The organism is Cupriavidus sp. 01L415 (assembly GCF_056400065.1).
Genome location: NZ_JBFTSP010000023.1, coordinates 1 through 25430, shown reverse-complemented (window position 1 = coordinate 25430; position 25430 = coordinate 1). Strand labels below are relative to the sequence as shown.

At 62.2% G+C, this 25430-nt stretch carries 20 protein-coding genes and 2 pseudogenes; 12 read left to right on the top strand and 10 right to left on the bottom strand.

The annotated features are described in order from the left end of the window. Positions 1 to 90: 90 nt before the first annotated feature. Positions 91 to 1482 carry an aminotransferase-like domain-containing protein gene (locus AC1DOX_RS24000; protein ID WP_441621849.1) on the top strand — a complete coding sequence of 464 codons (1392 nt, stop codon included), beginning with the start codon at positions 91 to 93 and terminating at the stop codon, positions 1480 to 1482. Positions 1483 to 1785: 303 nt separating this feature from the next. Here AC1DOX_RS24000 and AC1DOX_RS23995 read toward each other — a convergent pair whose 3' ends face one another. The 4 genes from AC1DOX_RS23995 to AC1DOX_RS23980 all read right to left on the bottom strand — a co-directional run bounded on the left by AC1DOX_RS23995 (position 1786) and on the right by AC1DOX_RS23980 (position 4457). Further along, a complete protein-coding gene (locus tag AC1DOX_RS23995; RefSeq protein ID WP_441621847.1) occupies positions 1786 to 2208 on the bottom strand; it encodes an Hsp20/alpha crystallin family protein in 423 nt (140 codons plus the stop codon). A 280-nt stretch (positions 2209 to 2488) separates the two neighbouring features. Next, on the bottom strand, positions 2489 to 2920 hold the full coding sequence (locus tag AC1DOX_RS23990) for a universal stress protein (RefSeq protein WP_441621845.1): 432 nt from the start codon (positions 2918 to 2920) through the stop codon (positions 2489 to 2491). A gap of 290 nt (positions 2921 to 3210) precedes the next feature. Further along, positions 3211 to 3528: a hypothetical protein gene (locus AC1DOX_RS23985; protein ID WP_441621843.1), complete on the bottom strand. Its 318-nt coding sequence runs from the start codon at positions 3526 to 3528 to the stop codon at positions 3211 to 3213. 386 nt (positions 3529 to 3914) lie between these two features. Continuing rightward, positions 3915 to 4457: a phasin family protein gene (locus AC1DOX_RS23980; RefSeq protein WP_441621840.1), complete on the bottom strand. Its 543-nt coding sequence runs from the start codon at positions 4455 to 4457 to the stop codon at positions 3915 to 3917. Between the two features lie 946 nt (positions 4458 to 5403). Between AC1DOX_RS23980 and AC1DOX_RS23975 the strand changes: the two genes are divergently transcribed. The 10 genes and pseudogenes from AC1DOX_RS23975 (at position 5404) to AC1DOX_RS23930 (ending at position 16345) form a co-directional block, all read left to right on the top strand. Beyond that, entirely contained in the window at positions 5404 to 5778 is a 375-nt protein-coding gene (locus AC1DOX_RS23975; RefSeq protein ID WP_441621838.1) for a PHA-granule associated protein 4, read from the top strand. Between the two features lie 351 nt (positions 5779 to 6129). Beyond that, positions 6130 to 6999: an ATP-dependent Clp protease proteolytic subunit gene (locus AC1DOX_RS23970; protein WP_441621836.1), complete on the top strand. Its 870-nt coding sequence runs from the start codon at positions 6130 to 6132 to the stop codon at positions 6997 to 6999. A gap of 378 nt (positions 7000 to 7377) precedes the next feature. Continuing rightward, positions 7378 to 9699 (top strand): DUF3141 domain-containing protein, encoded by a 2322-nt coding sequence (locus tag AC1DOX_RS23965; RefSeq protein ID WP_441621835.1) that lies wholly within the window; start codon positions 7378 to 7380, stop codon positions 9697 to 9699. 64 nt (positions 9700 to 9763) lie between these two features. Continuing rightward, complete coding sequence (locus AC1DOX_RS23960; protein WP_441621833.1) at positions 9764 to 10702, top strand: phosphate acetyltransferase; 939 nt, start codon at positions 9764 to 9766, stop codon at positions 10700 to 10702. 4 nt (positions 10703 to 10706) lie between these two features. Beyond that, positions 10707 to 11895, top strand: a pseudogene (locus AC1DOX_RS23955) (acetate/propionate family kinase). 96 nt (positions 11896 to 11991) lie between these two features. Further along, a complete protein-coding gene (locus AC1DOX_RS23950) occupies positions 11992 to 12396 on the top strand; it encodes a CoA-transferase (RefSeq protein WP_441621831.1) in 405 nt (134 codons plus the stop codon). A 539-nt stretch (positions 12397 to 12935) separates the two neighbouring features. Then, a complete protein-coding gene (locus AC1DOX_RS23945; protein WP_441621829.1) occupies positions 12936 to 13226 on the top strand; it encodes a hypothetical protein in 291 nt (96 codons plus the stop codon). Between the two features lie 181 nt (positions 13227 to 13407). Continuing rightward, a complete protein-coding gene (locus AC1DOX_RS23940) occupies positions 13408 to 14646 on the top strand; it encodes a DUF445 domain-containing protein (protein ID WP_477101530.1) in 1239 nt (412 codons plus the stop codon). A gap of 117 nt (positions 14647 to 14763) precedes the next feature. Then, on the top strand, positions 14764 to 15000 hold the full coding sequence (locus AC1DOX_RS23935) for a hypothetical protein (RefSeq protein WP_441621825.1): 237 nt from the start codon (positions 14764 to 14766) through the stop codon (positions 14998 to 15000). 454 nt (positions 15001 to 15454) lie between these two features. Continuing rightward, a complete protein-coding gene (locus AC1DOX_RS23930; protein WP_477101529.1) occupies positions 15455 to 16345 on the top strand; it encodes a putative bifunctional diguanylate cyclase/phosphodiesterase in 891 nt (296 codons plus the stop codon). A gap of 224 nt (positions 16346 to 16569) precedes the next feature. Here the strand turns inward: AC1DOX_RS23930 and AC1DOX_RS23925 are convergent, their stop codons facing one another. The 4 genes from AC1DOX_RS23925 to AC1DOX_RS23910 are packed head-to-tail and all read right to left on the bottom strand — an operon-like array spanning position 16570 to position 23637. Further along, positions 16570 to 18012 carry an efflux transporter outer membrane subunit gene (locus AC1DOX_RS23925; RefSeq protein ID WP_441624566.1) on the bottom strand — a complete coding sequence of 481 codons (1443 nt, stop codon included), beginning with the start codon at positions 18010 to 18012 and terminating at the stop codon, positions 16570 to 16572. After that, positions 17999 to 21163 (bottom strand): efflux RND transporter permease subunit, encoded by a 3165-nt coding sequence (locus AC1DOX_RS23920; RefSeq protein WP_441624567.1) that lies wholly within the window; start codon positions 21161 to 21163, stop codon positions 17999 to 18001. Before AC1DOX_RS23920 ends, AC1DOX_RS23925 begins: the two co-directional genes overlap by 14 nt. 4 nt (positions 21164 to 21167) lie before the next feature. Then, on the bottom strand, positions 21168 to 22433 hold the full coding sequence (locus tag AC1DOX_RS23915) for an efflux RND transporter periplasmic adaptor subunit (RefSeq protein WP_441624568.1): 1266 nt from the start codon (positions 22431 to 22433) through the stop codon (positions 21168 to 21170). Between the two features lie 10 nt (positions 22434 to 22443). Continuing rightward, positions 22444 to 23637 (bottom strand): MFS transporter, encoded by a 1194-nt coding sequence (locus AC1DOX_RS23910; RefSeq protein WP_477114068.1) that lies wholly within the window; start codon positions 23635 to 23637, stop codon positions 22444 to 22446. A 125-nt stretch (positions 23638 to 23762) separates the two neighbouring features. Between AC1DOX_RS23910 and AC1DOX_RS23905 the strand changes: the two genes are divergently transcribed. Continuing rightward, positions 23763 to 24269 carry a winged helix-turn-helix transcriptional regulator gene (locus AC1DOX_RS23905; protein WP_441624570.1) on the top strand — a complete coding sequence of 169 codons (507 nt, stop codon included), beginning with the start codon at positions 23763 to 23765 and terminating at the stop codon, positions 24267 to 24269. A 632-nt stretch (positions 24270 to 24901) separates the two neighbouring features. Here AC1DOX_RS23905 and AC1DOX_RS23900 read toward each other — a convergent pair. Continuing rightward, the gene (locus AC1DOX_RS23900) at positions 24902 to 24997 is read right to left on the bottom strand and encodes a DUF2789 family protein (protein ID WP_441624571.1); all 96 of its coding nucleotides are present in this window, start codon (positions 24995 to 24997) and stop codon (positions 24902 to 24904) included. A gap of 310 nt (positions 24998 to 25307) precedes the next feature. Next, a pseudogene (locus AC1DOX_RS23895) lies at positions 25308 to 25430 on the bottom strand (hydrolase); the annotation flags it as partial.

Here is a 25430-nt window from a genome sequence, read left to right as displayed (position 1 = left end):
GCGGCACGCGATTCCGATGCGATCAAGCGGGCATGGGATATGCATTCAATCGGCGGACGACGCAGCAGCGCACATCGCATGGAGAACATCGTGTCCGGCCTCACCAGTCACTGGGCGAAGCGGGTCGCCGAAAGCGCCAAACCCGCTTACCTGACCATTCCAGACCTGATCGAAGAGGCACTCGCCGACGGACGACTGCAGGCGCGCGACCGCCTGCCCGGCCTGCGCGACATGGCCGAGGCGCTCAGCCTCAATTACTCGACCGTGGCCCGCGCCTATGGGGAAGCGCGCAAGCGTGGGCTGATCGATGCCAAGGCGGGCGCCGGCACCTATGTGCGCGGGCGGGCGCCCACGTTGCCACTACGCGGCGGCACCAGCGCCGAGATGACGATGAACATGCCGCCCGAGCCCGCGGAGCTTGCGGCACGACTGCGCGAATCCGCGGCGGCGCTCGTCGGTGCAGCGGATCCCTATATGCTGCTGCGCTACCAAGACTTCGGCGGCACTCCGGCCGATCGCGCCGTCGCCAACGGCTGGCTGCGGCAACTGGTGCCGGCGTCCACCGCCGACCGGCTGCTGATCTGCCCCGGCATCCACAGCGCGCTGGTGGCGCTGCTGTCGCAGGTCGCGCGTGGCGGGCAGACGCTATGCGTGGAGAACCTGGCCTATCCAGGCATCAAGGCCATCGCCGCCCAGCTTGGCCTGCGCGTGCAAGCGTTGCCCGGCGACGAGGAAGGCATGATCGGCGCTGCCTTTGAAAGCTTCTGCAAGGCGCAAAAGCCGGCCGCGCTCTATTGCAATCCGACGATCCAGAACCCCAGCACCCGAACCATGCCCCAGGGGCGGCGCGAGATCCTGGCCGACATCGCGCTGCGCTACAACGTACCGATCATCGAAGACGATGCCTACGGCATGCTCCCCCGGCACAAGCCGGATGCCTTCGCGACGCTCGCACCAGAACTGACGTACTACGTCACCGGGCTGTCGAAGTGTCTTGGGGCGGGATTGCGCACCGCCTTTGTCCTGGCCCCAACGCCGCGCCATACACAGCGTCTGGCCGGCACGTTACGTGCCACCACGGTGATGGCCAGCCCGTTCACCACATTGCTGGCATGCGCCTGGATCAAGCAGGGCACCGTCGATGAGATGCTGGCCGCTGTGCGCGAAGAGTGCGCCGCACGGCAGGCCATTGCGGCGCGCGTGCTGGGCGGGCATGCCTGCGCGGCCGATCCGGATGGCTTTCACCTCTGGTTGCCGCTGGACGCCCATTCGGCATGGCGCCCCTCCGAACTGGCGCTGCACCTACGCTCGCGCGGCATCGGCGCGGTCTCGGCCGTGGCATTCTCCACGGACGGCAATCCGCCCGACGCCATCCGGCTATGTCTCGGGGGGCCCAGCGAGCGGGACGAGATCGAGGAGTCCTTGCAGATCGTCGCCGATACATTGGACGATCCACATCATCTGCATTCGGCCATGCTGTGACGATCACCTCAGGGGCTGCGCCCGCCCCTGAACGCGATAAGGCCGATGCCCATTCAGAAGCGGACATACACTGCAGCGCTTTCAGTTGGCCGAGAAGGGTCGGGAAGCAACTGATTCCGAGCTCTCCCCGGGCGGTACTCGCAAGTCACGCCGCAGACCTTTCAGCTAACCGCGTAGCGTTAGTATGGGCGGTACCCCTTGTCCGTCCATAGTCGAGTTCGGATGCTGTTCCTGCCTGATCGCGTGGCACCGCAGCCGGCCGCCGGCCTCCTTTCTCGCCAGGGGACGGCGGGCGTGCTCCATCTATCGCACGGTAATCTTCTTCTGGACTGTAGCCTCCATCTTCGGCAGGACCACCCGAAGCACACCATCCTCATAACTGGCGTCGACCTTGCTCTCGTCGACAGTCGTGTCTAGCGTAAACGCGCGTTGCATAATCCCGCTGTAGCGTTCTCGCCGGATCACGCGCTCGCCTTCCTTCTGCTCGGACGAGCTTTCCACCTTGGCGGAGATCATCACCGTGCCCCGCTCTACGGAGACCTGGATATCTTCCTTCTTCGCGCCAGGGATTTCCGCCACCACCATGTATTCCTTTTCCGACTCGCTGACATCGACCTTGAATGCCGCGCCAGCTTCGAATCCACCCCGCAGCGAACGCAACATGCCTTGCAGCATGTCGCCGATAGGCTCAATGGAGAACGGATCATACAGTCTGATGTTGCTCATGACTCTCTCCTTGGAAGGTAAGACGGGCCCGAAATCTACGCCGCCGATTCATGCTTGCATACGTCTGTCGCAGCCGTTTGTCCTTTGCCATCGTCAGGCCGGACGTCCGACGGGTATCGTGCTCCGCAAACAATCGTCCGAAAGCATGGAGCACCATCGTGCCCGACATGGCACCCCCGTTGAATCCAGAACCAGGTATCTTGCAATCATCTTTCGCATAAGGTGTAGCCACCAAGGATTTGCATTAGAACCGTCCATCGGCATGAGCCCCCTAACGCGCTCAGGCTTCCTCCGGCCACTTGACAAGCAATACCGGAACCTGGCACTGGCGCACGATGCCCTCGGCTACGCTACCCATCAGCAAGCCTCGCAGCCCGCGGCGCCCATGGGTTCCAGCCACGACGACCTGAGCGTGGCTGCTTTCCACGACGCGTCGAATTTGGCCGGCGAGGTCACCGAGCGACACAATATCGTCGACCATAGTGATGTGGCTTCGAACATGCTTGGCTTCGGCTTTTGCCACGGCAGCGGCCAGGAGCGCCTGCCCCTCATTGACGAGCGTTCTTCGCACGTCATTCTGTTCATAGCCCGGGTCGATGACGTGGACAATTTCCAACTCCGCCCCGCAGGTTTCGGCCAAGCCGATTGCTTCATCCAGCCCCCTATCACTGCAATGGCTGCCGTCGATTGCTACCAGAATCTTTGTGTACATATGCGATTTCCTCCTGTGAGAAAGATCAGCGGTTTTTGGCTTACCGCTCTACCCTCCCTGCTCCCCTTCCCTATGGCCTCTGCCGCGACCAGGCAACGGTCTTTCGCGATAAGTAGCACGTTGCCCGTTCAGGCTTTGCCGTTGGCAAATGGCAGGTGGCGGATTGCCTCCTCGATCGTTTGTGCGGCGGACAAGCGGCACACGTTGCTCAACGTCGCCCGCATGGCACCAAAGTACGTGGCGGCTTGCGGCAAGCTACGGTCATTGACGCACTCCTTGCGTGATAACTACTACTTTGACCGGCCTTCCGTATACGGATCGAACTTACCACTCCTTGCCACATCGTCCGGTTGCGGACGTTCGTCCGGCGACTTCTGCGCGGGCGCGAGATGAGTATCGGTTTTCTCGCCTTCCGAATAAGGATCGAACTTGCCACTTCGGTTGGCGTCCTGCTTCTTCAGATGCTTCGAGGCTGTCTGCTTTCCACCGGCAGCGTGTGCGCCGCCATACAGGTCACCGCCATCCGTATAGTTTCTTTGTGCACTGGCGGGCGTGCCCGCACGGGCAGCAACAACGGCCGACGCACTGAATAAGAGCTTCCGGTTCATATGCATCTCCTTCAAACAGATCATGTGGCTAGACTTAGACTAGTAAAGCCAGTCGCCCGACCCTTGATGCACGTCAAACCTGTTAGCTGCTGAAGAACTAGCCTTCCCGTAGAGGAAAAACCAGACCTCCTGGGGCGACTGGCTAGCCCGCTGACCTTGATGCTGCTGATACCGTCCAGCGTGTCGGCGTTTCGCCGGGACTTCGCCGCGTCGATTTGTTGCCTGTTGATACAGTGTGCGCGCGAGCGGTCGTGACACAATTGCATCGATGAACAGATCGTCTCGGAGACTGGCTCAAGAAGATGCTTGTGGACCCGCCATTTGGAATGCTTGACGTGGGCAGCGTGGCACCGCACGTCAATTGCACAGGCGCTCCATCGGGACGACTACGCCGCACGACGCCGTGCGCTTTTCATCGCTAGCTCCGTGGCCGTACCGAAACCGCTTTCCGCTACCTCCAAGGCTTGCTTTGCCATCCACTGCATGGACTCGTAGAGCGCAGTGGTGGCTCCTACTGCCCCCTGCCAGGCAGCCAGCGGCGGCATCGAATCTGAGGGCGCACCCTTTCCTACGCTATCAATGACTCCCTGCAACTGGTCCTTAGCCGTTGTGTATTGGACTTCGGCAACGCGTACGAACTCCGCCTGTGTGGCAGCCACGATGTCATACCGCTGGCGCCAATAGTTCGACGCATTGTCGGTCGCCAGACGAAATAAATTGATCTGCAAGTCGCCAATTTCTTGTGGAGTTTGGGCCGACGCGGCTTTCACAACGCCATCTCGTGCCTGTTCCAGTGTTGCCTTTGCAGTTCGAAGGTTTAATTCCATCACCTTCTCGATCCCCTCAAGGACCTTCCCGCTGAGTCCAGCCATGGCTTCAAGTCCCGCTATTTGCACCTTAGTCCATTGCTCCGGTGTCCACTGTGTCATCTTGCGTCTCCTGAGTGCGGCCTGCTCCTGCCCCGTTCAATGACAGACCTTAGAGCGAGTTGAATGTGTAGCAATTTCAGCGTCTTTCCCACTTGCCATGGACGGCGATGCGAAAGCCCCAAGGGCTAACGATAACGCCTTGCATCACCGAAGCTGGGTGAAACGCTCCTCACCAATGCCTTAGAGGCTCGGCCTATTTGCATGAGCAAAACCTAGCGCTTTGAGATAAGCGTAGCCTTGGACCGTGACCTGTGGCCGACTACGGCCTGGACTGAGGCATTCAAGTGTGACCAGTTGCCGCTCGCGCAGGGCGTCCACATCTTCATGATCCAGCAACGTCGGCTCAGCGCTGTCGCTTACCAGCAAAAGGGTGGCGAACTCATGATGACTCAGCACAGTCGTCTCCTAAGCTATTGGTCGAATAGTGCTATGGGACTTCACTATCGTCCGCGAAAGCTGCTCTGGTTTGATCAGGCCGCGACTTCTCGCTGGAACACAAGGTCTGGCTGGTGAGCCCACATCTTCGTGCTCAGATCGAGCATATTAGTCGCTCGCAACTGACTGTTCAATACGAGTCGAAGGCATATCTCGCTTGTTGATAATTCGGAGCATATGGCTGTCTCATGTATCACCACTTGATGCATCTCAATGGTTCCGCAGTGCAGATCGACCATTCGACATCTCTTTGGGAGAGTAGCGGAGGCAGAGTCTCTTAACGAAGCGCCAAGCGGACAGGAAACGTAGTAGCCCGAGACTGTTGACAGCAAAGGCAGGTCAAGCAGGACTGTCATGAGCGAGTTGCGGTTGATGATCGGTGCGTACGCTCATCCAAAAGGGGGATGGGCACTCACCGGGCGGTGTGGCAAAAAATGTGCATGCCCGTAGCGCAAGACGACAAACGCCAATCAGCGGGCCAATACACAGACAGTTCAAACGGGGAGCGACAATGACAACGGCACGAGCTACGACCAAAGGAGAGGCCATTTGCCTGCTCAAGGCTGCCGAGGTTGGACTCGTCGAACTCGACTACGAGACTGGCTGGCGAGACGCCGCCGAACTCAGGCGCCTGGGTGAAGAGGCTGGCATCCGCGTGGAGTATCGCGGACATGAGAGCATTGTTGTCAAATCGCCAGCGGCGCTCGTTGCCGGCTTGAAGCGACAAAAAGTGACGTTCCGGCAACGCAATCTCTTCTGCCAGTTTGAGCTCAGCGTCTTACCTGTATGCGAACTTGAGGCCCTCGAAGCAAAAGCCGCCAGGCTCGGGGACTACATCCTGGCCGGCCATTTGCTGCGGGAAGTCGATACGACCTGGTCCGAATAGAGAAACGGACATTTCGGCAGTCACGTCGGATGGCAGGTTCTCGGCCGAATCCGCCATAGGCGCTGGGCAGGTGCATGGCGCAGAAGGGTCGGCTACTGCCGGCCACCGTCAACTCTGCGGCTCGCCAGGTGATCAAGGGGGGACGACTGCTTCGGGCGGAAACAGCCACAAGCGGATATTTCGTCCAGAGCAGCGGCTAAAGGGTAATTGCCCAGGCCCCATACTGGGCGGTGCGCTCCTTGATCGCGAGGAAAGTACGAAGCTTCTGCGACTGGCGGGAAGCCATTCCTGGAGGGTGAGTTCATGTGCCGTAATGGATGCCCGAATTGCAGAGTCATGGCAAGGCGAGTCATGGACGCGGTGCTCTCCTGCCTCTGTTTCCATGTGTTCTTGTTTCCCGCCGAAGCTCTGGGCATGGAGTTTCGCATCTACCACCAACCTCAGATCAACCTGAGGATGATTGTGGCGGAGGGAAGAATCCAGACCGGTGATGCAGACAGGTTCCTGGCGCTCGCCAAGATTGCCGATCGGGATGACGAAGGGCTGGTTACGTTGATTTTGAATAGTCCTGGCGGCAATGTTGAAGCCGCCTTCCGGTTCATCGATGCTATGGACAAGGTGCGCGTCTATACGGCAGTCCCCGACAATGCCAGTTGTGCGTCTGCGTGCGCTTCGATCCTGTTTGCATCAGGGGAACGCCGCGGCGTTCTTGGTTCTGGATTGTTGGGCTTCCATAGTTGCTATAGACGCCGTGGGGGTACCTATGTTGAAGATTCTCTTTGCAACGAAGTCATCGCGGCAAACGCCATGCAAAGGGGAATCAGCCATGCAGCCATTAATCGCTTTGTTGCCGACTATGGCGCGCGCGACATGGCGTGGGTCGGACGAAATAACGCCTGCAAGTCCCTGCAAGGACTCTGCAAGCCAGGGCGCCTGGAAAATCGAGCCGATACAAGGGCCGCGCTAGCGCGTAGCTTCGATTGCAGCAAGCTCGTATCCATTCAATCCCAGCTGGTTTGCGGAGATGTGGAGCTTGCACGCGTCGACAAGGAGCTAGCTGATATATATGGTCAGAATCTTCAAGCCTCATCCAATAAGGCACGCATACGAAAAGATCAACGAACCTGGCTTCGAGATTATCGAAACAAGTGTAGTGATAAGGCCTGTCTGCTACGCGTCTATCGCCTGCGCATCAATGATCTGAAACGATTGCGATCGTGATGGTGATTCGGGATAGCCCGCTGCGCCGGACAATGTCTCGACGAGGGACGCCCTCGCAGGGGGAATTGGTCGCGCATTAAGCACTTCAGGTCACTCGATTTGCACGAAAATTCTCATCTCCACTTGGGAAAGATTTCATATTAGGTTCCAACGCCAGTTCGGCTAGAGTGGGCAACGAAGGTCAGCAGGAAGCCCATCTGGCGGGCTCGCGATACTGAATGAATGCCCCCCGACCTGTACGCTGACAGGAGCTGCGTTCCCACAGGATGGATTGCTCCTGCATTGCGTTATCGGCGCGTCGACATGAAATTGTCATGAAGACGCTCTAGAAAAATTGTTCGTGCCCGCAGAATTGCAGAGTTCATGGCGGAGGCCACAATGGATGCAGGAAAGCAGCTTGCTCATACGCATGAAGTGGGCACCAAGACAGGCCTGGTATTGCAGAAGCGCCTGAAGAATGCGCAGGAAGCCTTCAGCGACCGTGTGCGGCACGCAACGGGCGATGGTGCCGCTGCGCCATCCTCGTGGATGGCCGGCGCTGATCCCATGAGTTGCTACGCCTATGCGATTGACAGCATGCAGCGCGCCATCCTGTTCTGGGACACGCTCAGGCAGCGTGGCAATCACTTTGTAGAGAACACCACTCAAGGGCTCAAGCCTGTCCTTCATTTCGACTACGAAACCGTGCTCGACGGACGCCAGTTTGCGCGTCCCGTGAACTACGCTCTGCTCAGGATTACACCAGCAGCAGGCGTCACCATCGACGACAGCCGCCGCCCTTATGTCATCATCGATCCGCGGGCCGGCCACGGCCCGGGTATCGGCGGCTTCAAGGACGACTCGCAGGTGGGCGTAGCCATGCGGGCGGGCCATCCGGTCTACTTCGTGATCTTTTTCCGCGACCCGGAGCCCGGGCAGACACTGCTCGACGTGTGCGAAGCCGAGCAGGCGTTCATCAAGAAGGTGCGTGCCCTGCACCCGGACAGTCCCAAACCAGCCATTATCGGCAATTGCCAGGGCGGCTGGGCGGCCATGATGCTGGCTGCGTCGGATCCAGACGATACCGGTCCCATCGTCATCAACGGCGCCCCCATGTCGTACTGGAGCGGCGCCTGGAGCGAAGGTGAAGGCGACAATCCAATGCGCTACTCGGGCGGTCTGCTGGGAGGCACCTGGCTGGCCTCGCTCACCGCGGATCTTGGCAACGGCAAGTTCGACGGCGCCTGGCTGGTGCAGAATTTCGAGAACCTGAACCCGGCCAACAGCCTCTGGGACAAGTACTACAACCTGTACCGCAAGGCCGATACCGAGCCTCCGCGCTTTCTGGAATTCGAACGCTGGTGGGGTGGCTACTACCTCATGAACCGCGAAGAGATCGAATGGATCACGCGAAACCTCTTCGTGGGCAACAAGCTCTGGAGCGGCGACGTCAAGAGCGCAGCCGGCAAGGCCTTCGATCTGCGCGACATCAAGTCACCCATTGTGTTGTTTGCCTCGATGGGAGACAACATCACCCCGCCGCAACAAGCCTTTAACTGGGTCGTGGATCTCTACGGCAGCACCGAGGAAATCAAGGCCAGAGGCCAGGTCATCGTCGGCATGATGCACCAGAACATCGGGCATCTTGGCATTTTTGTCTCGGGCAAGGTGGCCAAGAAAGAGCACGCGCAGATTGTCTCGGTACTCAAGAGCATCGAACTGCTACCTCCCGGGCTCTACGGCATGGTGATCCACGAACGAGAGTCTGGCAACGGCGTCGATTATGACGTCGAGTTCCAGGAACATACCCTGGAGGAGATCGTCGGCAAGCTCAATCGTTTCCAGCGCGTCGATGAAAAGCCGTTCGAGGCTGTTGCCGCGCTGTCCGACTTCAACCAGCGCGCCTATGAGCTGTTTGCCCAGCCGCTCGTGCAGGCGATGTCGAGCGAGATGTCGGCGCGCCTGTTGCGCGAGTGTCATCCGCTGCGGGTCCAGAACTGGGCCTTCTCCGACATGAACCCATGGCTGGCGTGGCTCGGCCCTGCTGCCGAGGCTGTCAGGGCGAACCGACAGGCGCTGGGGGCGGACGCGCCGCTGCGGGAGCACGAACAGGTTGGCGCCGAAATGGTGAGCGCAACCCTGGATGCCTATCGCGCCGTGCGCGACGCCATGACAGAAGCCACCTTCTTCGGCCTGTACGCGAACATGTTCTCCTTCTATTCCCGCGGCGAAACGCCCACGCACGCGAGCATGCATGCTGTCACTTCGCCGGGAGAACTGCCGGAGGTCAAGGATGCCTTGGCCTCCGTGGAGCGCGGGGGCTACACCGAAGCACTCGCCCGCGTGGCTTGCCTACTGAAACGCAAGGGAGAGCCGTTGCCGCTGTCCCGGCTGGAACTGCGCAAGGAACTGGTTGATGACTTGGTGGAGTTCCTGCCGGAAATGGCAATGGACGAGTGGCGCAGGATCCGTGGTCAGCAGGAAATCATCGCGCGGTATGCACCGGAACAGGCGATCGAAGCGCTGCCAGCCTTGCTCAGGAATCCGGCGGACCGGCAACGGCTGCACGCCCTGGCCTCGAAGTTGAGGGCAGACGAGCGCCTGCTTGGTTACGAGCCGACAGCCGAGCAGGCTGCCATGCTAAAGCGCATCCAGGTGGTCCTGGCTGGCAGCGCGGAGCGTCAGCATCGCGCGGCGGTGCCGCTTGCCCGCGCGTCATAGCGCGACTGCCCCCCTGTCGAAGCAGGGTTCTGACACCGGCGGCTGGTGACGCAGGAGGTAGCCCGTGAACGCAAAACACGAGAAATATCAGCGTCTGATCGACTTCTGCAAGTCGATTCCCCCTACACCCACCGTCGTCGCCCATCCATGCGACCAGAGTTCGCTCGAAGGGGCTGTGCAGGCGGCACAGATCGGCCTGATCGCGCCAATCCTGGTGGGGCCCCGTAGTCGCATAGAGGAAACCGCTCGCGCCGGCGGCATTGACATCAGCCCATACCCTATCGTCGACGCGCCGCACAGCCACGCCGCTGCCGAGGCCGCGGTACAACTGGTGCGCGAAGGCAAGGCCGAGGCACTGATGAAAGGCAGCCTGCATACCGATGAGCTGATGGGCGCCGTGGTCAGGCGTGACGGCGGGCTGCGCACCGAACGGCGCGTCAGCCACTGTTTCGTGATGGACGTGCCTGGCCACGAGGATGCGCTGATCATCACTGATGCCGCCGTCAACATTGCTCCAACGCTCGATGAGAAAGCGGACATCCTGCAGAACGCCATCGATCTCGCGCATGCGTTGCATGCCAAGGAGGTCCGTGTGGCCATCCTGTCGGCCATGGAAACCGTCAATCCCAAGGTGCCATCCACCGTGGAGGCGGCGGCCTTGTGCAAGATGGTCGATCGCCACCAGATCACCGGCGCACTGGTGGATGGCCCCCTCGCACTGGACAATGCCATCGATCCCGAGGCCGCGCGGATCAAGAAGATCGATTCGCCTGTGGCAGGCCACGCCAACGTATTGCTGGTGCCCGATCTTGAGGCCGGAAACATGCTCGCAAAGAGCTTGTCCTTTCTGGCTGGCGCCGACGCCGCAGGCATCGTACTAGGGGCGCGGGTACCCATCATTCTCACGAGCCGTGCCGACTCCCTGACGACGCGCCTGGCGTCCTGCGCGGTTGCCGCACTGGTGGCCAAGTTCCGCCGGGAGTCCGGCCGCACGATGGGGTGATGCGATGGCCGACGTCATTCTTGTCCTGAACGCGGGTTCGTCAAGCCTGAAGTACTGCGCCTACGATACCCATGGGGATGCGCTGGACTTGATCCTGCGCGGCAGGATCGATGGGCTATACACGTCACCGGCCTTTCGCGCGATCGACACCTCGGACACTGAGGTTGAGGCAAGGCAATGGGACGATGGCACCGAACTCGGGCACAGTGGTGCGATTGAATTCCTGGCGGATTTCCTGCATGGTCATGGAGAAGGCCACACGCTGGTCGCCGTTGGGCACCGCGTGGTACACGGCGGCATCCGCTTCACGGAGCCGGTCAAGGTAACCGGTGAGGTGTTGGCCGAGCTGCAGACGCTTAATCCGCTTGCCCCCCCCTGCACCAGCCACATAACCTCAAGCCGATCCGCATCCTTGCCGAGCGGCGGCCGGAACTGCCCCAGGTGGCCTGTTTCGACACGGCCTTCCACCGCGCACAACCGGAGACCGCCCAGGCCTTTGCACTCCCGGACTCGGTGACCGGGCGTGGCATCCGGCGCTACGGCTTTCACGGACTATCCTACGAGTACATCGCCAGCGTCCTGCCTGGCGTGGACGCCAGGGGCGCAGCGGGCCGTACCGTGGTGGCGCACCTCGGCAACGGCAGCATGTGCGCCATGGTGGCCGGGCGCAGCGGGCCAGCACCATGGGCTTCACGGCAGTGGACGGTCTGCCAATGGGCACGCGTTGCGGCAGCCTCGATCCGGGTGTGATCCTGTACCTGATCAACGAGCTCGGCATGGATGCCCATGCCATCGAAGACCTTATTTACCGCAAGTCCGGCCTGCTCGGCGTTTCAGGCATCTCCAGCGATATGCGTGTGCTGCTTGCCAGCGACGATGCGCGGGCGCGCTTTGCCGTCGAGCTCTTTACATACCGTATCGGGCGCGAGCTTGGTTCGCTGGCGGCCGCGGCGCAAGGACTAGACGCGCTGGTCTTCACCGCCGGCATTGGCGAACATGCCGCGCCGATCCGGGAGCGGGTGTGCCGGCAGGCCGCATGGCTGGGCGTCACGATCGATCCCGAGGCAAACGCCGGTGGCGGGCCGCGGATCAGCGACGCGCTGGCCCGGGTCCCCGTATGGGTGATTCCCACCAATGAAGAGCTGATGATCGCCCGGCACACGAGGACAGCCATCGAAGAGGTGACGCCATGAAGACCGTCAAGCTAGAGCAAGCGGTCGGCCTGATCCCGGATGGCGCCACCGTGATGGTGGGCGGCTTCATTGGGGGTTGGCACGCCAGAGCGGATCATGGAAGAACTCGTACGGCAGGGCAAGCGGGACCTGACCGTGATCGCCAACGATACGGCAACACCCGGCCGAGGCATCGCCAAACTGGTCACGGCGGGGATCGCGCGCAAGGCGATTGTCAGTCATATCGGCCTCAACCCCGAAACCCAGCGCAAGATGATCGCAGGGGAGATGGAGGTGGAATTGGTCCCGCAGGGAACGCTGGTCGAGCGCATCCGTGCCGCCGGCTGTGGCCTGGGTGGCATCCTCACACCCACCGGCACGAATCGCTGGCGCCCGCACACGCACCGGTCATCGAAAGCTGATCCAGGCGCACCGTCAGTCAATCCCAGGGGCGCACAACATGAGACCAGGTCGAAGCGCGGCCAACGGCGCCCTGCTACTGGGATGCTGGCTGGCGATTAGCACCTCAAGCGTAGCGGCGCCGGTGGTTGTAGCCCGGATCGCATGATCATTTCGTCCGCGGGGCACACCGACACCCTCCCCCGCTAATATCCCCTTGTACCTGACCTGGGCTCGTGCCTGAGGTCAATTGAATGCCGAGTCGATCGTCAGGATCCCGTCTGATCAGCCCGCAAAATGCCCCATAAAGCACCCAGATAGGAACAGGAGCTAGGAGCGTACTTTCAAGCTTAAAAGCACAATTAAAATATTCATAATATTTGCCTCCGCCATCCGGGAGCGCTTCGTCCTTAACAGTAGGCGCGGCCAGCAAAGAACAGTGCCAGTAGCATGAAAGTGAAAGCTACACTGTCGCCAAAGTATCTGGATCCCAAGACCGGTAAGACGTAGTCTGGCCGAGGCCGAGGACGCGCACCGGCCTGGCTTGGTAAGAACCCCAATCGTTTCTTTTTATTGCAGAAGAGGCTACCTAAGGTCCCTTCAGGCTCCAAGTGCTCTTCTCTAGCGCCATGAATTCGGTTTGATGTGATGTGCCCATCGAAATGAAGCGGGTATTCGGTGACGGTAAATGCCTGCAACGTGCTGTCAGATCCGAGGAGTTTGCGCGCATATATCCGACGCGATGCCGCCGGCTCATCCTGGCGGCGATGTCGCCCGGCGTGGTCATGATGCCGGGCAAGCTCTCGGTCCTCTCGAAGCTCGCGATGCCGCGCCGCTATACGGACCCGGCCTACCTGCAGAAGATCGGCGCGGATCTACGGAGGCGCCTAACGTACGAATGCCCATCGACCGAGGATGCCCTGAAAATCCAGCCGCCGCCAGGGCGCGGCTAGGTCTATCAGTTCCTGACCGCATGGGGGTGGAGCAGCCTGCTCTGGCTCGATACACTACGCCCGTGCACCCGGGTGATGCGCGGCAACGACGACCCCATTGTGCCGCTGCACCCGTGATCTGGAACTTCCTTCGACAGACATCGTGTTGAGCTATTGGACTGGCAAGAGGGCCGGCAGGGCCATGGCTGGAGCCGGTGCGCCTGAACTGCGGCTGACCCGCATGCGGGCCACCGCATCGTGCTTGCTGGCCGCCATGATCGGCCTGCTGATCGTCAGCATCATTTTCCAGCGCGACTATCCGGCGCTGGCATGGCTGCGCGCCTTTGCCGAGGCGGGCACCGTGGGCGCGATCGCGGACTGGTATGCCGTGGTGGCGCTGTTCCGACATCCGTTCGGCATTCCAGTGCCGCACACGGCAATCATTCCGCGGAACCAGGCGCGGATTGCCGATGGCCTGGGCAGCTTCGTCGAACAGAATTTCCTGACGCCGGAAATCGTCGTCGACAGGCTCCGCGGCCAGAACGCAGCCGGAGCCGTGGCGGCCTGGCTGGTCCGGCCGGAAAACAGCAGGTTGATTGCCTGTTCGGTCGCGGATTCAGTTCCCGCGTTGCTGCGCAGCTTCGACGACCAGGAAGTCGCTCGCTTCTTCGAACGCACGGTGGTGCCGCAACTGCGCACGCTCGACGTGTCGCGCCTGGCCAGCAATGTCCTGACGATCCTGACCAAAGGCGATCACCATCAGCCGTTGCTGGATCACGGGCTGGGGGCGCTGGAGCGCTGGCTCGTCGCCAACTCCGAAGTGGTCAAGGCAAAGTTCAGCGAGGCGTCGAGGTACACGCCGGCACGCTTCGATGCATATATCGTCAGCAAGTTTGTGGAAGGAATCATTGCCCTGCTGCATGAAGCCGTGGCGAATCCCGAGCACGAGCTGCGTCAGCAGTTCGATGCCGCGGTGCGGGAACTGATCTGCAAACTGCAGACCTCCGATGACTACCGGCGTGTCGGCAAGGCATGGACACGGGACTGCATACGGTACCTCAGACAGGAGGACTACTACAGGATCCTCTGGGAGCGTGTGCGAACGTGCCTAATCGCCGATATCGGTAGCGAACGGTCCCCGATCCGCGACACGGTGGCGGCAGCCCTGGCTTCCATCGGCAAATCCGTCTTGGAAGATCCGGGAATCCAGCAAAAGCTCAATGTGTGGTGGCTGGATCTCGTGCGCACTGTAATGCTTCGCTACGGACGCCAGATCTCTGCGCTGATCACCGAGGTCGTTCAGAGCTGGAACGCTGAGGAAGTCGGCCGGAAGATCGAGGCCGAAATCGGGCCCGATCTCCAATACATACGCATCAATGGCACCTTCGTCGGTGGCACGGTGGGCGTGCTGCTCCATGCTGGAGCGCTGTTGCTGGTCTAGATATGTGTCGGCATAGCCAAGGGAACATCTACCAGTGGTGCCCCACATATCGACGCGATCCTTTGGCGGAGAAGGCGTGCAGGCCGGCCGGATCGCCTTACCCGCAGGAGCACGGCAATGGATCTACAGTCGGGAACCGGCCTTCGGCCCGAGCTATTTCCTTCGCTCGACGCGGAAATGCTCGATCGACTGTCCTGCGTCGACGGCGTGCTGCAGCCATTCTGGCAGAGCGCCAACGCCATTCCAGCCGTGGCCATCGGCGTCCCGAAATCCAATGATGCCCACGGCAGGGCCTCCGGCGACGCCGAGCGCCGCGAAACAGCCCGCCGCCAAGCTGTTGCGTTGACCGGTTGAATCTACACCGAACGCCGGTCGTCCGCGGTTTCGCTCTCGAGTTCATCGAAATATTTCGACTGCACCCCGTCCTCCGAGTGCTCTGCAACGAAAACTACTCCGCAAAGCACAGCACGGCCTTGCCCAGGGGCCTACAGCAGACCGGATCTCCTACGGCAAACGTGGCATCGACCTGGGATGCGGCTGCGGATGAGGAGTCGGCGCAACGCGAGGTATCTGAATATATGGCGCGACGACGTAAGGGTACGTCGCCGATCCGTTACCCGGCGGAGTCTCGTACGTCGAAATTTGCTGCGTCCCTGTGATCTTCTGCTGCGAAAGTGGCGCGGATCGCAACTCAGTACCGCTCGACCCGTCGCTAATGCCGCGCTGGGTACTTAGAACATGGGATCGACTGCTTGTCTGCGGAGCGGCAAATGCAGCCGCTGACGCCACCAACAGCGTGATCGCGACGGTGGAATTTACCAATTGGGTCAAACGGCGCGACACGGTGGCGCGCCTGGGCGGGGACGAATTCACCGTGATCATCGAGGACATCGAAGACATCCGGCACGTCGCACAGATTGCACAGGCATTGCTGAACGTGGTCGGGCAGCCGATCGACGCAAACGGACGCACCGTGTACGTGACACCGAGCATCGGCATCAGCATCTACCCCGACGACGGCACCGACCAGCGACAGTTGCTGATGCAGGCCGATCGCACCATGTACGAGGCCAAGGACGAAGGCAAGAACAATTTCCGCTTCTTCGCCACGCAGATGACCTCGTCCTCGATGGAGCGGATCACGCTCGAAAGCGAGTTGCGCAACGCCCTGGTGGCCGACGAATTCCGCCTGCACTACCAGCCGGTCTTCGACTTGCGCAGCGGGGCCATCGTCACCGTGGAAGCGCTGCTGCGCTGGCAGCATCCGTCGCGGGGCCTGTTGCCACCAGGCGCATTCATCACAACGGCCGAGGATTCGGCATTGATCGTGCCGATTGGCGCCTGGGTACTGCGCGAAGCCTGCAGGCAGGCGCGCATCTGGATCGAAGAGGGTTTCGCGTTCGGCCGGATTGCCGTCAACCTCTCCGCGCGGCAATGCCGCCACGAGCAGTTCCTGCATGTCCAAACGGTGTACCTTGTGGTGTGCGCGTCCACGGGCCTTGCGAGCCAAACTACGAATCCGGTAGGACCGTACGTTGGCACATCGGGCTTGCCGGCGGCAACCGTCCACCATCGCCGGTACCCACCAGAACGAGCACATGGCGTTTTCAGGAAGGCGGCATGCGACCCGGCTACCGTGGCAGGCGCGATCCGCGAGTTTTTTGGTCGCGACAACCAGCGCGGCCTCATCAACTCTTGAGTCTAGCGCGCCCCCTCCCTGCCAACCTTGCGTACTGCGGCATCATCGCGGCCGCCACACCACCCTTGCGGGGCGGCTGAGTGCCACCACCACCACCACCATTACCACCACGAAATGGCGGCGGTGCGGGCTGGCATCAGCTGCGCCGCGCTCCCGGCGCGGCGCCGACGTCCTGTCCCACGAGAGGCACGAGCTGCAGCAATCCTGAGTCTGTCGCGACCGCCCTATGCATCGGGATCGCCTCCACCGCGCTTCGCGCTCTCGCTGCCCCCAACCTCCCATCCGCCGCCTGCCGCCGCAAATATGCGCACCAGCCCGACGCGCAGGCTGGTGTCCGACGCCGCCTGCTCCGATTCGGCATTGAGCAGGTCACGCTCGGCCACCAGCACGTCCAGCAGCCCGACGTAGCCGAAGCGATACTGTGCGCGCGCCAGCTCGGCCGAGCGCCGGGTCTGCTCGACACCTGCCGCCAGTGAAGCGTTGCGCGACTGTTCGTTCAGGTACGCCGACATCGCACTTTCCATGTCTTCCAGCGCATCGAGCACGGTCTGCTGATAGCTGAGGAATGCCTGTGTCTGACGCGCGTCGGCAGCGTTGATCTGCGAGCGGATGCGGCCGAAATTGAGCACCGGCTGCACGAGGCCCACGCCGAGCCCCCAAGGCGTCGACGAAAACGGCGTGGCGTTCTGTACCCCGAACAGCGCAGTTAGCGAGATGTTCGGGAACAGTTCCGCCACCGCAGCCTTGCGCGCGGAGATCGACGCCGCCAATCGCCGCTCGGCCGCCCTGACATCGGGTCGCGTGGCAATTACCGCAGCCGGCGCCGACACAACGATGCGGGCATCGAGCGCAGGCTGCGATGCGGGCGCCACCGCGAGCGGCAACGTACCGGGTGCGCGGCCAAGCAGCGTCGACAGTCGGTTGGCCGCGGCATCCCTCGCAGCGCGCAAGCTAGGCACGCGCGCTTCTGTCGCTGACGTCTGCGCCGCCGCGCGCTGGACGTCGAAGTTGCTCACCAGTGCGCCGCGTTGCTGCGCCTCCACAAGTTTCAGCGTCCTGCGCTGCGTGTCGAGATTTCCCGTCGTCAGCGCGATCTGCCGATCGAGATTGCGCAACTCGAAATAGGTACGCGCCACTTCCGAAAGCAGTGCCACTCGCACGGCCTGCTCGCTGGCCTGCGTCGACTGCAGGATGGCCGCTGCCTGCGCCGTGCGGGCCTGGTTTCGGCCAAACAGGTCCACCTCCCACGCTGCCGACAGCGCCGCTTGGTTCACCGTAACCGACCTGTCGTTGGTCAGCAGGCCCCGGTTGCCGCGCTCGCTGCTCGCCACGGCATTCACCTGCGGCGCCAGCGCGGACTGCGCCTGCAGGCGCACCGCCCGCGCCTCCTCCACCCGGGCCCGCGCGATGGCCAGCGACTTGTTTCCTGCGAGTGCCTCGCCGATGAGCGCATCGAGCGCCGGATCGCGGAAATGCGTCCACCATTGCTGGTCGGTCTTCGTCTCGTCGTTGCTGACGATCAGTTCCGCATGTTCCTGCGTGGGTGCCAACGTCTGCCAGCGCGGCGCGAACGCTACGCCGGATTCCTGCGGCCCTACGGGGTGGGTACAGCCGGCCACCGCGACAGCGGCCAGTACGAAAGCGGCCAGTCGCTCAAGCTTCAACATGTTGCCCCACCTTTTCCTTCCGCTTGATGCGTTTTTCGAGGTTCCGCATCAAGACATAGAAGACCGGCGTCAGGAACAGCCCGAAGAACGTGACGCCGATCATGCCGAAGAACACGGCAATCCCCATGGCGTGCCGCATTTCCGCGCCGGCTCCGTGCGATACCACCAGCGGCACCACGCCCATGACGAAGGCGATGGACGTCATCAGGATCGGGCGCAGGCGCAGGTTTGCAGCCTCGATGGCGGCCGATAGCGTGCTCTTGCCATGCATTTCCAGCTCTCGCGCGAACTCGCATATCAGAATCGCGTTCTTGCACGCCAGCCCGATCAGTACGAAGAATCCGATCTGCGTAAACAGGTTGTTCTCGCCCCTGGTCAGCCAGACACCCGCGATGGCCGAGAACAAGCACATCGGCACGATCAGGATGATCGCCAGCGGTACGAATGGGCTCTCGTACTGTGCGGTAAGCACCAGGAACACCAACAGCAGGCAGATCGGGAATATGATCAGCGCGGTGTTGCCGGCAAGGATCTGCTGATAGGCCAGTTCGGTCCATTCGAAAGCCATGTCGGCCGGCAGCGCTTCGTTCAGGATGCGCGTGATCGCCGCCTGCGCCTGTCCCGTCGAATAGCCGGGGGCCGGGCGTCCATTGATATCCGCCGAACGGTAGGCGTTGTAGCGCGAAGCATTGTCCGGGCCGCTGGTGTCGCTCAGCGTCACGACTGCGCCCAGCGGAACCATCTTCCCTTCGACGTTGCGCACTTTGAGCGCGAGGATATCCTCCCGCTTCGAGCGGTAATCGCGGTCGCCCTGCGCGATGACCTGGTAAGTGCGACCGAACTTGTTGAAGTCGTTCACGTAGAGCGAGCCCAGGTAGATCTGCATGGTCTTGAACACATCGTCGACATCGACACCAAGCTGGGCGGCACGAGTACGGTCCACGTCGGCATAGAGTTGCGGAGTGGAGACGTTGTAGTTGGTGTACACGCCCGCCAGCTCGGGCGCCTGGCGCGCCTTGTCGAGGACCGTCTTCACAACCTTGCTCAGCGCCAGGTAACCGGCGTCACCGCGATCCTCGATCTGCAGCTTGAAGCCCCCGGTATTGCCGAGCCCCTGCACAGGCGGCGGCGGGAACACGGCAATGAACGCGTCGCGGATCGACGCGAACTGCTGCTGCAGGGGCGCCGTCATGCCCGGACCGGAGGTCCCCAGCTTGTGCAGATCCTCGAAGGACTGCTCACCGAGGAACACGACGGCGGACGATGCGCTGTTGATGAAGCCGTTCAGCGACAGGCCCGGCAACTGCACTGCGTTGCGCACACCCGGCGTCTTCAGCGCGGCATCGGACATCTCCCGCACCACGGCCTCCGTGCGGTCGAGCGTCGCGCCGTCGGGCAGCCGGATCAGGTTAACCAGGTACCCCTTGTCCTGGATGGGCACGAATCCGGCCGGCACCCTGACGAAACCGAGCACAGTCGCTGCCAGCAACGCCGCATAGAGCACCATCGATCCACGCTTGTGCTGCAGCACCCGCTGCACACCTCGCCCATAGGACTCGCCGCCTGCGCCAAACGCACGGTTGAAGCGCGCAAAGAAACCGCCGAGACATCTGTCCATCAGGCGCGTGAGGCCGTCCCTTGGCGCATCATGCGAGCGCAGCAGCAATGCCGCCAATGCTGGCGACAGCGTCAGCGAATTGAAGGCGGAGATTACCGTCGAGATGGCGATGGTCAGCGCAAACTGGCGATAGAACTGCCCGGTGAGGCCGCTGATGAATGCAATGGGCACGAATACCGCGCAGAGCACCAGCGCAATGGCGATGATCGGCCCGGTGACCTCCTGCATCGCCTTGATGGTGGCCTCGCGCGGTCGCAGCCCCGTGGCGATGTTCCGCTCGACGTTCTCCACCACGACGATCGCGTCGTCGACCACGATGCCGATTGCCAGCACCAGGCCGAACAACGACAGCGCATTGATCGAGAAGCCGAAGCCGAGCATCACCGCGAACGTACCGATCACGGATACGGGCACGGCCAGCAACGGGATGATCGCGGCACGCCAGCTCTGCAGGAAGAGGATCACCACCAGGACCACCAGCGCGATCGCTTCGAGCAGCGTATGAATCACTGCCTTGATCGAGTCGCGCACGAACGTGGTCGGGTCGTAGGCGATACGATATTCCAGGCCACTCGGAAACCGCTTGTTCAGCTCCGCCATCTTGGCGCGGACGCTGTTCGAAATGTCGATGGCATTCGCGCCGGGGGTCTGGAAGATCACCAGCGCCAGCGCCTGCTTGTTGTCGAGCAGCGCACGCAAGGCGTACTCGCTCGCGCCCATTTCCACGCGCGCCACGTCCTTGAGGTAGGTCACCACCCCCGCCTCGCGCTTGACAATGATGTTCTCGAACTGATCGACGTCGGTCAGGCGGCCCTGCACGTTCACCGGCAACTGGATCTCGACACTATCCTTGTATGGGGGGCCGCCGACGACGCCCGCGGCCACCTGGACGTTCTGCTTGCGGATCGCGGCCACTACCTCATCAGGGTTCATGTTGCGTTCCGCGATCTTCTGCGGATTGAGCCACACACGCATCGCGTAGTTGCCCGAGCCGTACAGCTTGATCTGACCGATGCCGGGGATCTTCGCGAGTTCATCCTTGACGTTCAGCAGCGCGTAGTTGCGCAGATAAAGCATGTCATAGCGGTCCGACGGCGAGACCAGGTGCACGACCATCGTCAGGTCCGGCGAACTCTTGACGGTGCTGACGCCGAGTTGACGGGTCACCTCAGGCAGGCGCGGCAGCGCCTCGTTGACGCGGTTCTGCACCAGTTGCGTCGCAAGGTCGGGATCGGTACCGAGCTTGAATGTCACCGTCAGTGTCAGCACGCCGTCGCTGGCAGCCTGCGACGACATGTACAGCATGTTTTCGACGCCGTTGATCTGCTCCTCGAGCGGCGTCGCCACGGTTTCGGCAATGACCTTCGGATTGGCGCCGGGGAACTGCGCCCGCACGACCACCGATGGCGGCACCACCTCTGGGTATTCGGAAATCGGCAGCTGCGGAATCGCGATCAGGCCAGCCAGGAAAATGAGAATCGAGATGACCGCGGCAAAGTTCGGGCGGTCGACAAAGAACTTCGAGAGATTCATGCCACTACTCCGCGCCGCGTACTGCCGACGTGGCAGCGGCTTTCAGCTCGTCGGCGGCGACTTCCTTCGGCACCACCGTCGCGTCGGGGCGCACGAACTGCAGGCCCCGTGCGATCACGCGCTCACCAGACTGAAGTCCGCTGGTGACGACGTGCCGCCCATCGAGCCCGGCGCCGAGCCGGACTTCGCGATAGACAACCTTGTCGTCGCGCCCGACGACATAGACATACTTCTTGCTCTGATCGCTGCCGATCGCCACATCGGGAACGACCAGCGCCACGGTATCGCTGGCGTCGGACAGCCCGATCGATGCGAACATCCCTGGAACCAAAGCGCCATCGCGATTGGCGAACTTCGCCCGGGCGCGGATCGTGCCGCTGCGCGTGTCGATCTTGTTGTCGAATGTGTAAATGACGCCCTTGTAGACGTTCGCCGCATCGCCCTGCACCCGCATCTCTACTGGGATCTGCTGTTCCTTGCCGAGCGTGCCGGCGTGCTGGCGAATCGACTGGGTGTAGACCTGCTCATCGACGTCGAAGTCGGCATAGATACCATCGTTCGACACGATGCGGGTCAGCACCGGCGCATTCGCGCCCGGTTGCACCAGATTGCCGACGGTGATCTCCGCGCGGCTGATGCGGCCGGCGATTGGCGCCTTGACATAGGCATAGTCGAGATTGATGCTGGCCTGGCGCAGCGTGGCGTCGGCCGCCAGCACCGCGGCCTGCGCCATGCGGTGTTCGTTGGTGCGCTGGTCATGCACGCTCAACGGAATCGCTTCGGCATCGATCAGCCCCTTGGCGCGCCCGTACTCGGCGGCAGCAAACTCGGCGCGAGCGCGTGCGGCCGCCAGATCGGCGCGGGCCTTCGCTACAGCCGCCTCGTAGGGACGTGGATCGATCACGAACATCACGTCGCCCGCCTTTACCGTCTGCCCGTCATGCACGCGGATTTCGACGATCTTGCCGCCGACCTCGGGCCGCACCAGCGCCTCGTCCACGGCGTTGAGGCGCCCGGAAAAATTGGCCCAGACGCGGACCTTCTCGGGCTCCAGTGTTTTCACTAGCACCTCGGGCGTGGCCGCCTTGAGGGGGGCCGCCGCGCGGGTGTCCTTCATTTCCATCATGGCGATCACGGCGCCGGTTGCCACGATCAGGACCGATCCCGCCACCCACCAACGCTGGCGCGGGTTCGTATGACGCTTCTTCATTTCTGCCATTGCTTCACCAACTCGATCATTCATGAACTTCAAGAAGACCTGCTGCACCACGCGAGGCCCATCAGCGCGCCGTGTTCTGCGGCGCGGCGACCGTGCTTGCAGCCAGGTCATCGGGACGGGCGATGCGTGCCTGCGCCCACTMGGCCACCAGCAGCGCGACCACGATGGACACAGCACCGACGAGACCCAGCGCGTGGGGGTCGATCCACGTGATGGCGGCACCGCCAAGCAGGCCCGACATCGACACGCCGACATAGATCGCGGCCGAATTCAGTCCCAGGAGCAGCGGCGCGGCGGCGGGCGTGATGCTGATCAGCCGGTGCTGTTGCGGAACGAGCAACCCCCAACCGCATAAGCCCCAGACGACAAGCGCAGGAACGGCGGTGACAAGCGACGCCGAGGTCCAGGGCAACAGCGCGAAATCGAGCGCAACGATGGCGATCGCGGCATTGATAATGCGGCGACTTCCAAAGCGGTCGGTCATCCGGCCGGCAGCCAGGTTGCCGACCGTAGCCGCCACGCCCCAGAGCAGCAGGAGGCCGGCCAGGATGCGCGCGTCGCCGCCTGTGGCCCGGTCGAAGCTCGATCCGATGTACGTGTAGACCAGGAAAAGACCTGAGTAGGCGAGCCATGTCGTCAGCAGCGTCAGCACCACCCGGGAATCGCCCAGCGGCGCGAGCCGACGCGCGAGGCTGACCGGAGGCGGCGTCGGGATATCGCGCAGGCGCCAGGCCACGCCCATCGCAGCCAACGTGCCGACCGCCGCGACAAACCACATCGTCGCGCGCCAGTCGAACCAGCCGCCGATGAAGGTGCCCAGCGGCGCGCCCAGCGCGGTGGCGCTGGACAGCCCGGCGACCACGATAGCAAGCGCGCGGCCCCGCTGTTCGGGAGGCACCAGCGACGCACCGGTGGCCGTCGCCGTCGGGCTGAACATTGCGGCCCCCAAGCCGGCGATCAGGCGGCTGGCCAGGACGAGCCCGATGCTGGGCGCTACCGCCGTCAACACGTTGCCCAGCACGAACACGGCAAGCCCGGCCAGCAGCAGCCGCTTGCGCGGCCAATGAGCCGCCGCCGCCGCGATGACTGGCGAAAGCAGCGCGTAACTCATCGCATAAAGCGTGACCATTTGCCCGGCCAGCGCCACCGACACGCCCAGCGATGCCGAAACCTGGGAGAGCACGCCAGCCACCACGAAGCTGTCCGTTCCGATGGCAAACATGCCGCTGGCCAGAACTATCAGACGTTTATCCATTTGGAAGTCCTTTTGCGGCACATGCGGGCCATCCAGGCGCACGTCGGGTGCCAGTAAGTTTCATGATGAAACTTACGATAGCGCATTAAGTTGCATGACGCAACTCTTTCATCTAGCATGACGACATGTACCGAAAAACTTTCGAAGGCATGAACTGCTCGGTGGCGGGCGCGCTCGAGCAGGTCGGCGAATGGTGGAGCCTGCTCATCGTGCGGGAATGCATGATGGGTACGACGCGCTTCGACGATTTCCAGCACAAGCTGGGTATTGCGCGCAACGTGCTGACCGCGCGGCTCAACCGTCTGATCGAGCACGGTGTGCTGGTGAAGGTGCTGGCCGAGGGCAGCGAGCGGCGCGGCGAGTATCGGCTCACGGAGAAGGGGGAGGCTCTTTTTCCTGTTCTGGTCGCCCTGATGCAGTGGGGCGACGAATGGTGTGGGCACCAGACGCCGATCCGGATGGTCGAGGACAGCACCGGGCACCCCATCGAACCGGTAAGCGTGCGCGTAGGGGCGCGCAAGCTTGGCCTGCGTGACGTACGATTCGAGCTGGGCGACGGCGCCACGGCAGGTACCAAAGAGGTCGTCAGGGCGCGCAACCTTGCCATTCTGGGCAAGGAGTGCCTGACCTGAACGCCTGCTGGGTCTGGCGCGGTCTGTAAGCGTCACAACGCGGCACCATCGTGCAGCAATTCGCCACGGGGGCCCCGACGCGAGCGATGCAACCGGATTCGAATAAGGCCGGCTACTTGCCCACCCCACGAGTACTCGCGCGCCTCCCCCGCGAAATAGAGTGGCCTCCCCGAGACAGATCGCGCGCTCACTGGACCGGCACCACAAGCCGGGCACCACTGGGTGCGGATTCAACCGGCCATGCAACACAACAGACAAACACGCCGCTCCTTGACCAGTCAGGTCCCGAACTTGCCGCTCAACTCAACGGCCAAGAGGGGGCGGTCAGAAACGGCCGCAGCATCGCAGTGGGCATCGACCCGTTGAATCCACGGCCAGTTTCTGCCTTTCGACTTTGCACGTTAGGCGGCCGGAGTCTGTGCGACACCTGCCACTCCAGGCGTTCCTCGGAAGTCGCGAACTGGCGATGTTCAACCTTGCCATTGACAGCAAGCTGCGCGCGCGTGACCTAAACCGCGAGAGCCGGCAGGAAAAATGAAGTCAGCGTCATCGATGAATTCGTCTCGCAGCAATGCTGCCTGAGACGGCGCCCAGATTGACGCCTCGCACAACTCGATGCCGCGCGGTAAAGGTTAGTGTGCGGCGATAAACTCGCCAATGGCGGCTTCGTCGGTGGGTAGCCCAAGTTGGGCGAACAAATCGACGAAGGTCGGAAACTGCTTGGTCATGATTGATTTCTCTTTTGAACGCGCACCGCGACGTTGATCGTCATGTCCGGGGGAGCAACACCAGGCCTGCCGTCGGCGAGCGCTTGTTGAATGCGCTTCGTGCGACCAAGGCGCAAACCGCCAGCGTTCCAGCCAGTACACCGAGGGACGACGAGGTGTGCCCGTGAGATGAAAATCCCGTCGCGAAGGCGACGGCGGCCATTTCCAACTTACGACCGAGTTTGTGATTGCGTGTCATAGCGGTTGCCGCCCTTCGCCTGCGCTTATTCAGGTGGCCCGGCTCCCAATGCCGCGCCACCGACCGTGGATATCAGTACTCAGTCACCGGCGCATGCACCGGAGCGATCGATTGGTGCGGAGTCTGGGTGCGCTGGGCGGCCTTGTGCACCATCGTGTAGGCGTAGTCGATGCCCATGCCGTAGGCGCCCGAGTG

Coding starts and splice junctions, on each gene's coding strand:
- AC1DOX_RS23995 (WP_441621847.1), bottom strand. CDS start 2,208: ATGAGCAACATCAGACTGTATGATCCGTTCTCCATTGAGCCTATCGGC.
- AC1DOX_RS23990 (WP_441621845.1), bottom strand. CDS start 2,920: ATGTACACAAAGATTCTGGTAGCAATCGACGGCAGCCATTGCAGTGAT.
- AC1DOX_RS23985 (WP_441621843.1), bottom strand. CDS start 3,528: ATGAACCGGAAGCTCTTATTCAGTGCGTCGGCCGTTGTTGCTGCCCGT.
- AC1DOX_RS23980 (WP_441621840.1), bottom strand. CDS start 4,457: ATGACACAGTGGACACCGGAGCAATGGACTAAGGTGCAAATAGCGGGA.
- AC1DOX_RS23975 (WP_441621838.1), top strand. CDS start 5,404: ATGACAACGGCACGAGCTACGACCAAAGGAGAGGCCATTTGCCTGCTC.
- AC1DOX_RS23970 (WP_441621836.1), top strand. CDS start 6,130: ATGGACGCGGTGCTCTCCTGCCTCTGTTTCCATGTGTTCTTGTTTCCC.
- AC1DOX_RS23965 (WP_441621835.1), top strand. CDS start 7,378: ATGGATGCAGGAAAGCAGCTTGCTCATACGCATGAAGTGGGCACCAAG.
- AC1DOX_RS23950 (WP_441621831.1), top strand. CDS start 11,992: ATGGAAGAACTCGTACGGCAGGGCAAGCGGGACCTGACCGTGATCGCC.
- AC1DOX_RS23945 (WP_441621829.1), top strand. CDS start 12,936: ATGAAGCGGGTATTCGGTGACGGTAAATGCCTGCAACGTGCTGTCAGA.
- AC1DOX_RS23940 (WP_477101530.1), top strand. CDS start 13,408: ATGGCTGGAGCCGGTGCGCCTGAACTGCGGCTGACCCGCATGCGGGCC.
- AC1DOX_RS23935 (WP_441621825.1), top strand. CDS start 14,764: ATGGATCTACAGTCGGGAACCGGCCTTCGGCCCGAGCTATTTCCTTCG.
- AC1DOX_RS23925 (WP_441624566.1), bottom strand. CDS start 18,012: ATGTTGAAGCTTGAGCGACTGGCCGCTTTCGTACTGGCCGCTGTCGCG.
- AC1DOX_RS23920 (WP_441624567.1), bottom strand. CDS start 21,163: ATGAATCTCTCGAAGTTCTTTGTCGACCGCCCGAACTTTGCCGCGGTC.
- AC1DOX_RS23905 (WP_441624570.1), top strand. CDS start 23,763: ATGTACCGAAAAACTTTCGAAGGCATGAACTGCTCGGTGGCGGGCGCG.
- AC1DOX_RS23900 (WP_441624571.1), bottom strand. CDS start 24,997: ATGACCAAGCAGTTTCCGACCTTCGTCGATTTGTTCGCCCAACTTGGG.